The organism is Pseudomonas sp. PS01297 (assembly GCF_029959305.1).
Lineage (GTDB): Bacteria > Pseudomonadota > Gammaproteobacteria > Pseudomonadales > Pseudomonadaceae > Aquipseudomonas > Aquipseudomonas helleri.
The window spans coordinates 22,449-29,469 of the sequence record NZ_JASCPQ010000074.1; the positions used below are offsets into that span (position 1 = coordinate 22,449).

8 protein-coding genes are annotated in these 7,021 nt (G+C 60.8%); 4 read left to right on the plus strand and 4 right to left on the minus strand.

Annotated elements, in window-relative coordinates; translation table 11 throughout:
* Nucleotides 1-70: 70 nt before the first annotated feature.
* Nucleotides 71-958, minus strand: a complete 888-nt coding sequence (locus tag QMX84_RS19445) for a LysR family transcriptional regulator (RefSeq protein WP_282364561.1) — start codon at nucleotides 956-958, stop codon at nucleotides 71-73.
* Nucleotides 959-1,093: 135 nt separating this feature from the next.
* On the opposite strand from QMX84_RS19445, the gene QMX84_RS19450 reads away from it, so the two are divergent.
* The 3 genes from QMX84_RS19450 to QMX84_RS19460 are packed head-to-tail and all read left to right on the plus strand — an operon-like array spanning nucleotide 1,094 to nucleotide 3,709.
* On the plus strand, nucleotides 1,094-1,792 hold the full coding sequence (locus QMX84_RS19450) for a CoA transferase subunit A (RefSeq protein WP_153391113.1): 699 nt from the start codon (nucleotides 1,094-1,096) through the stop codon (nucleotides 1,790-1,792).
* Between the two features lie 49 nt (nucleotides 1,793-1,841).
* Complete coding sequence (locus tag QMX84_RS19455; RefSeq protein WP_282364562.1) at nucleotides 1,842-2,501, plus strand: CoA transferase subunit B; 660 nt, start codon at nucleotides 1,842-1,844, stop codon at nucleotides 2,499-2,501.
* A 26-nt stretch (nucleotides 2,502-2,527) separates the two neighbouring features.
* Nucleotides 2,528-3,709, plus strand: a complete 1,182-nt coding sequence (locus QMX84_RS19460; RefSeq protein WP_262123609.1) for an acetyl-CoA C-acetyltransferase — start codon at nucleotides 2,528-2,530, stop codon at nucleotides 3,707-3,709.
* Nucleotides 3,710-3,821: 112 nt separating this feature from the next.
* On the opposite strand, the gene QMX84_RS19465 is transcribed toward QMX84_RS19460, so the two are convergent.
* Entirely contained in the window at nucleotides 3,822-4,712 is an 891-nt protein-coding gene (locus QMX84_RS19465; protein ID WP_282364563.1) for a LysR family transcriptional regulator, read from the minus strand.
* Nucleotides 4,713-4,817: 105 nt separating this feature from the next.
* On the opposite strand from QMX84_RS19465, the gene QMX84_RS19470 reads away from it, so the two are divergent.
* Nucleotides 4,818-5,261 carry a GFA family protein gene (locus tag QMX84_RS19470; protein ID WP_262123611.1) on the plus strand — a complete coding sequence of 148 codons (444 nt, stop codon included), beginning with the start codon at nucleotides 4,818-4,820 and terminating at the stop codon, nucleotides 5,259-5,261.
* Here QMX84_RS19470 and QMX84_RS19475 read toward each other — a convergent pair.
* Both QMX84_RS19475 and QMX84_RS19480 read right to left on the minus strand, forming a co-directional pair.
* Complete coding sequence (locus QMX84_RS19475) at nucleotides 5,248-5,997, minus strand: DNA-binding domain-containing protein (protein ID WP_282364564.1); 750 nt, start codon at nucleotides 5,995-5,997, stop codon at nucleotides 5,248-5,250. The genes QMX84_RS19470 and QMX84_RS19475 overlap by 14 nt on opposite strands.
* Complete coding sequence (locus QMX84_RS19480; protein WP_282364565.1) at nucleotides 5,994-6,845, minus strand: DUF692 domain-containing protein; 852 nt, start codon at nucleotides 6,843-6,845, stop codon at nucleotides 5,994-5,996. The genes QMX84_RS19475 and QMX84_RS19480 overlap by 4 nt, the downstream gene beginning before the upstream one ends.
* Between the last annotated feature and the right edge of the window lie 176 nt (nucleotides 6,846-7,021).

Here is a 7,021-nt window from a genome sequence, read left to right on the forward strand (position 1 = left end):
CTTTTGATCTTTAAAAGATCGCGAGACAAGCTCGCTCCTACAGTTTGATTTCGCCAATTCCCGGTGCGAGTCATGGGGATTTCCACTCATCCTGCAGGCTGTCGAACAGTGCCTGCGCGGCCGCTGACAGTTCATGCCCCGGCTTGGTCAACACACCCATCGCCCGTTCGACGATCGGCTCGTGCAAGGTGATGCAACGCGCGCCCAATTCGCGCATTTGCTCGACGCACAGGGCCGGAACGGCGCTCACACCTAACCCGCTGGCGACCATGCGCCCGACGGTAGCCAGTTGATGGCTTTCGAACTCCACCGGCAGTTTCATCTGCCGCGCCTGCAGATGTTCTTCCAGCAGCACCCGCACCGCCGACGGCCGTTGCAGGGTGATAAACGGCTGCTCCAGCAAGGTTTTCCAGTCGATCACTGTGGCATTCGCCAGCGGGCTGTCACTGGGCACCACCGCCACAAAACGGTCGATGTACAGCGGGGTGAATGTCAGTGATGACCCCGGCGCCGGCTCAAATGCGACCCCCAGTTCAACCTGGCGATCACGGACCATTTCCAGCACCTGCTCGTTGATGACGTCGTTGACCGTGACATTGAGCTTTGGATAGCGCAGGCGAAAATGCTTGAGAATCGGCGGCAGCAGGTTGCAGGCAAACGACGGAATCGCCGCCAACGTCACCCGTCCACGCTGCAAGGTGAACAGTTGGCGCATTTCGTCTTCTGCGTTGTCCCAGTCCGCCACCAGCTTACGCGCCCGCGGCAACAGCGCCTGGCCTTCAGGGGTCAGGGCCACGTTGCGCGTGGTGCGGCTGAACAAACGCCCGCCCAGCCCTTCTTCCAGCGCCTTGATGGTCAGGCTCAAGGCCGATTGCGATAAATGCAGGCGCTCGCAGGCCACGGCAAAGCTCAGGCTTTGCGCCACGGCAAGGAAGGCGCGGATCTGTTTCACCGTCATGGGCGTGCTCTCGTGTTTAATTGTTTCGATTTATCTATCAATCAACCGCAAAAATCAATTTAACAAATCAATCCAGTGGAGTAACACTCGTACCATTCGACACACCATCACCCATCAATAATAAAAGAGGTGCATATGGCAGGTTTTGATAAGCGCGTAGCTTCCTACGAGGAAGCGCTGGCCGGGCTCGAAGATGGCATGACCGTGATTTCAGGCGGTTTTGGTCTGTGCGGCATCCCCGAGAACCTGATCAACGAGATCAAACGCAAAGGCACCCGTGATCTGACCGTGGTGTCCAACAACTGTGGCGTCGACGGTTTCGGCCTCGGCATCCTCCTGGAAGACCGCCAGATCAGCAAAGTGATCGCCTCCTACGTGGGCGAAAACGCGCTCTTCGAGAAGCAACTGCTCAGCGGCGAAATCGAAGTCGAACTCACCCCCCAAGGCACCCTCGCAGAAAAAATGCGCGCAGGCGGTGCGGGTATCCCGGCGTTTTTCACTGCCACAGGCGTAGGCACGCCGGTCGCTGAAGGCAAGGAAACCCGCCAATTCAAAGGCCGCGACTACCTGATGGAAGAGTCCATCACCGGCGACTTTGCCATCGTCAAAGGCTGGAAAGCCGACCATTTCGGTAACGTGATCTACCGCCACACCGCGCAAAACTTCAACCCGCTGGCCGCTACCGCGGGCAAGATCACCGTGGTCGAAGTCGAAGAAATTGTTGAACCCGGCGAGCTGGACCCGGCGCAGATCCACACCCCTGGCATCTACGTCGACCGGATCATTTGCGGCACGTTTGAAAAACGTATCGAACAGCTCACTGAGCGCTCTTGATCCCCTGCCCCCAGCCTTAAGCTCTGGATTCAGAGCACGGAGAATAATAATGTCCCTTACCCGCGAACAAATGGCTCAGCGCGTCGCCCGCGAAATGCAGGACGGCTTCTACGTGAACCTCGGCATCGGTATCCCGACCCTGGTCGCCAACTACATCCCCGACGGCATGGAAGTCATGCTGCAATCGGAAAACGGCCTGCTCGGCATGGGCGCCTTCCCGCGCAAAGGTGAAGCCGATGCCGACATGATCAACGCCGGCAAGCAAACCGTCACTGCCCGCACCGGCGCGTCGATTTTCTCGTCTGCCGAGTCGTTCGCGATGATTCGCGGCGGCCACATTGACCTGACGGTGCTGGGCGCCTTTGAGGTGGATGTACACGGCAACATCGCCTCGTGGATGATCCCCGGCAAGCTGGTCAAGGGCATGGGCGGCGCGATGGACCTGGTGGCCGGTGCCGACAACATCATCGTCACCATGACCCACGCCTCCAAAGACGGCGAATCCAAACTACTGTCGCGCTGCAGCCTGCCGCTGACCGGGGCCGGGTGCATCAAGCGGGTGTTGACCGACCTGGCCTACCTGGAAATCGAAGACGGCGCGTTCATCCTCAAAGAGCGGGCGCCCGGCGTCAGCGTTGAAGAAATCGTCAGCAAAACAGCCGGTAAATTGATCGTCCCGGACCACGTCCCGGAAATGCAGTTCGCCTGATCCGCCACTATTTAAGGAGAGAAGTCATGCAAGAAGTCGTCATTGTTGCCGCCACCCGCACGGCCATTGGCAGTTTTCAGGGCGCGCTGGCCAACATTCCGGCTGCCGAACTCGGCGCTGCCGTCATTCGTCAACTGCTGGAAACCACCGGCCTCAAAGGCGAGCAGGTTGACGAAGTGATCCTCGGCCAGGTGCTCACTGCGGGCTGCGGCCAGAACCCGGCGCGTCAGGCGTCGATCCTCGCCGGTCTGCCCCACGCTGTACCGGCGCTGACCCTGAACAAACTCTGCGGTTCGGGCCTCAAGGCGCTGCACCTGGCCACCCAGGCCATTCGCTGCGGCGATGCCGAGGTCATCATCGCCGGCGGCATGGAAAGCATGAGCCTGGCGCCGTACGTGCTGCCGGCCGCACGCACCGGCCTGCGCATGGGGCACGCCAAAATGTTCGACAGCATGCTGCAAGACGGCCTGATGGACGCGTTCAACGACTACCACATGGGCATCACCGCCGAGAATCTGGTGGACAAATACCAGTTGACCCGCGAGCAACAGGACGCCTTCGCCGCCGCGTCGCAACAAAAAGCCATTGCGGCCATCGAGTCCGGGCGCTTTGCCGACGAGATCACCCCCATCCAGATTCCTCAGCGCAAAGGCGAGCCAATTTCGTTCAAGGTTGATGAACAACCGCGCGACGGCATCACCGCCGAGGCCTTGAGCAAACTCAAGCCTGCGTTCAAAAAAGACGGCAGCGTCACCGCTGGCAACTCCTCGACCATCAACGACGGCGCTGCTGCCGTGGTGCTGATGAGCGCCGACAAGGCCAAAGCCTTGGGCCTGCCCGTGCTGGCCCGAATCGCCGGTTACGCCAACGCCGGTGTCGACCCGGCCATCATGGGCATCGGCCCGGTTTCGGCAACCCGCACCTGCTTGAAAAAAGCCGGCTGGAGCCTCGACCAACTGGACCTGATCGAAGCCAACGAAGCCTTCGCCGCGCAAGCACTGGCAGTGAGCAAAGAGTTGGAATGGGACATGGACAAGGTCAACGTCAATGGCGGCGCCATTGCCCTGGGCCACCCGATTGGAGCGTCAGGCTGCCGCGTGCTGGTGTCGTTGCTGCACGAAATGATCAAGCGTGATGCCAAAAAAGGCCTCGCGACCTTGTGCATCGGCGGCGGTCAGGGCGTGGCTCTGGCCATCGAGCGCGACTAAAAGGTTCAAACAGCCCGCGTGCAGATCCACGACATCTGCACGCGGGCTGGCAACACACCCGGCGCGGCACAGAGGCTAACTCTGGGTCATGCCGGGTTTCACAACACGGCGGTCAGGCTGCCAGAAACTCGCTCATGGCCGTTCCCAGCGCATCGAACACCAACCCAATACGCTGCACCCTGCGGCGGTCCTGATGCATGGCGATCCACACCTCAACGGCAAAACCCACTTGCTCGGGTAGCACTCGTACCAGCCCATAGCGCTGGGCCAACTGTTCAGGACACACCCCGATCCCCAACCCCGCCCGCAGCGCAGCCAGTTGCGCGAGGTGATCATCGGTGCGAATCAACGCCCGCTCAGGTGCACAGTCAAAGCCCTGCTCACGCAGAAACTCCAGGTCATCCAGATTGCGATCAGGACCGATCAGCGGGTAGCGACTCAACTCACTGGCAGTCGCCAGGCCGCCCTCTTGCTCCAGCAACTCGGGAGCCGCGTACAACCCGACCCGCAACTCCCCGACTTTGCGCGCCACCACCGAAGCTTCAGTAGGGCGGCGGATGCGTACGGCCACGTCTGCCTCTTGCTGCGTCAGTGCGTGCAAGCGGTTGGACACGCTGAGCTCGATGGCCAATTGCGGGTGCTCGCGGCGCACTGCACGCAGCATCGGCGGCAGCACTTCAACACCCAGCAATTGGCCGCTGGTCAGGCGCACCGTGCCGCTGGCCAGTGCCGCGTCGGCCGATGCCGCGCGATTGAAGGCATTGGCCGCCATGGCCATGGCTTCAACATGGCTGATCAGGTCTTTGGCCATTTCGGTGGGCAGCAACCCGGCAGGCGAGCGAATAAACAGGCTGACTCCGACACTTTGCTCCAGCGCTTCGATGCGCCGACGCGCAGTGGCCTGGGCGATGCCCAGCAAACGTGCGGCCCCGGACAGGCTGCCGGTGCGTAATACCGCTAAAAAAGCACGTTGGGTTTCCCACTGTAATTGAGGGGGGGTCATACATTTCCTGTGAGCCGCTGGGCAGTTTTGGCGAATGTTCTTTGAGGAGGTACTCGCTCAGACTTGCGAAGAATATCCTACCGACATCCAAGAGGAACCTAACCCATGACACTCACTGGAAAATGCCGCTGCTCGGCCGTGAATTACACCCTCGAGACTGACGCTGCGCTGGCAGTGTATGCCTGCCATTGTCAGCATTGCCAAACCTGGAGCGGCAGCAGTTTTGCTCTGCACGCGCTGGTGCCAGCAGATGCCCTGTCGCTGGTCGGCCCGGTGACGCATTACGCGTATGACACTGACAGCCAGCACGCTGATCACGTCGTGTGCAGCCAGTGCCACACTCGCCTCTACAACACCACCAGCGCTGCGCCCGGTTTTCGGGTGTTGCGCGTGGGCACGCTGGACAACAGCCCTGCGTTGCAGCCCGTCGCGCATATTTGGGTCAAGCACAAGCAACCCTGGCTGAGCCTGCCGGACACCATTGCGAGCTGGCCCGAAAGCCCGACCCCGCAACAATTCGCTGAGGCGTTGAGTGCTAGTGGTCGGTAACCCCGACGATCAATTCACTGCCAATCCAGCCAGCCAGCAGTTCACCGGCCCGGCCTATACCCTCGTCTTCGCCCAGACGCTCGACTAAAAACTCGCACAACCCGGCAAAGCTGCCGTCGTGTTGCAGGTGCTGCAGTGCGTGCAGTTCCAGCGCGTCGACCTGGCGCAGGCGTGAGGTGTATTGACGACGCCACACCAGCAACCCGCCCGCCTCGGCCAGCATCGCCGCTTCGGGCGGCGGGGTTTGCTGCCACAAGGCCGACCAGATGGCTTCGGCATTGGTGGTCAAGGCATGGCTGCGCAGCGACGGCGCCAATTGCAGGCGCGCGGTGTCCCAGTCCACCGAAGCCAGCGCATCCATCCGCAGGGGCGCAGCGTCGGCGGCGACAAACGCCTCACTCAGTGACCATTCGATCCACGCCAGTTCGTGTACGTCCGGGTTGTCGGGGAAGACTTCATACAAGGTTTTTTGCAAGCCTTCGGGGTACACATCAAGGGTCCAGGCATGCGGCGGATGGCGGTCGATATGGGTAATGCACGTGGCTAAAAAGGCTTCATCCCCCAGCCATTGGCGCAGGTTGGGGAACGCGCCTTCCAGGCAGCCTACCAATTGCGCCCGGTAGTTGTTCTGGTACACCGCCAGACCGGCAACATGATTGCCCAGGAGCGCGGCGGATTCATCCGAAGCGCTCACCAGCCAGTTCTGGAATTCCTGCTGCAAACGGGCCAGGTTCATGCGCGCACCTGCGTACGATGCCTGGCCTCGCTGGCCCCCAATGCCCGGGCGATGGCGAGTTCATCGAGCAGTTCGGACAAAGGCGGAATCTCATCATCACGCTCGATCATGGTGGCCACCGGGCCCAGCCGTTCAATGGCCTTGGCGTACAAGTGCCAGACGCCGCTGCACACCGGGCTGTCATGGCTGTCAATCAACAGGCTGGGGCCCTGGCTGTGGCCCGCGAGGTGCACCTGACGCACGCGCTCGGCGGGTATGCCGTCGAGAAACGCCAGTGCATCAAAGCCGTGGTTGCTGGCGCTGACAAACACATTATTGACGTCCAGCAGCAGCTCGCAGCCGGTACGCCGGGACATCTCGGCAATGAATTCCCACTCGCTCATGGACGCGCCCGCAAAAGCCAGATAGCTCGACGGGTTTTCAAACAGCATAGTGCGGCCCAGGGCCTCTTGAGCCTGATGGATATTGGCGCAGACCAGGTTCAGTGCCTCTTCGGTGTAAGGCAGTGGCAGCAAATCGTGGGAGTTGAAGCCGCCGGTACGCGACCAACTCAAATGGTCGGACACAAACAGCGGTTCAATGGCGTCCACCAGCGACTTGAGGCGCTTGAGGTAGTCAGGGTCCAGCCCTTCGGCGGTGCCGATGGACATGGACACACCGTGCAGCGCCACCGGGTGCCGCTCACGGATCTGGCGCAGGATATGCAGTGGCTGGCCGCCTGCAACCATAAAATTCTCGGAGATCACTTCGACGAAATCCACGGCGACCGAGGTTTCAAGAAAGTCGCTGTAATGCTCCTTGCGCAACCCCAGGCCATAACCCGAGAAACGTGGATTGGATGTCGCCATGTGATGTGCTCCAGTGCATCGATAGGTCGTTGTACGCATCCCCTACAGGAACGCAATGCTGTTCACTTAAGCGATTTCGGCCTCTGTGGGAGCGGGCTTGCTCGCGATGGTCGTTAACGATGACGCGTTTTTGCCGAATAAATGAGGCGCTCTGAAAAGCCTCGCCCGCAAGCCCG

Excerpts from the sequence above, each read along its gene's own strand:
- QMX84_RS19445 (WP_282364561.1), bottom strand. The coding sequence starts at position 958 with ATGACGGTGAAACAGATCCGCGCCTTCCTTGCCGTGGCGCAAAGCCTG.
- QMX84_RS19450 (WP_153391113.1), top strand. The coding sequence starts at position 1,094 with ATGGCAGGTTTTGATAAGCGCGTAGCTTCCTACGAGGAAGCGCTGGCC.
- QMX84_RS19455 (WP_282364562.1), top strand. The coding sequence starts at position 1,842 with ATGTCCCTTACCCGCGAACAAATGGCTCAGCGCGTCGCCCGCGAAATG.
- QMX84_RS19460 (WP_262123609.1), top strand. The coding sequence starts at position 2,528 with ATGCAAGAAGTCGTCATTGTTGCCGCCACCCGCACGGCCATTGGCAGT.
- QMX84_RS19465 (WP_282364563.1), bottom strand. The coding sequence starts at position 4,712 with ATGACCCCCCCTCAATTACAGTGGGAAACCCAACGTGCTTTTTTAGCG.
- QMX84_RS19470 (WP_262123611.1), top strand. The coding sequence starts at position 4,818 with ATGACACTCACTGGAAAATGCCGCTGCTCGGCCGTGAATTACACCCTC.
- QMX84_RS19475 (WP_282364564.1), bottom strand. The coding sequence starts at position 5,997 with ATGAACCTGGCCCGTTTGCAGCAGGAATTCCAGAACTGGCTGGTGAGC.
- QMX84_RS19480 (WP_282364565.1), bottom strand. The coding sequence starts at position 6,845 with ATGGCGACATCCAATCCACGTTTCTCGGGTTATGGCCTGGGGTTGCGC.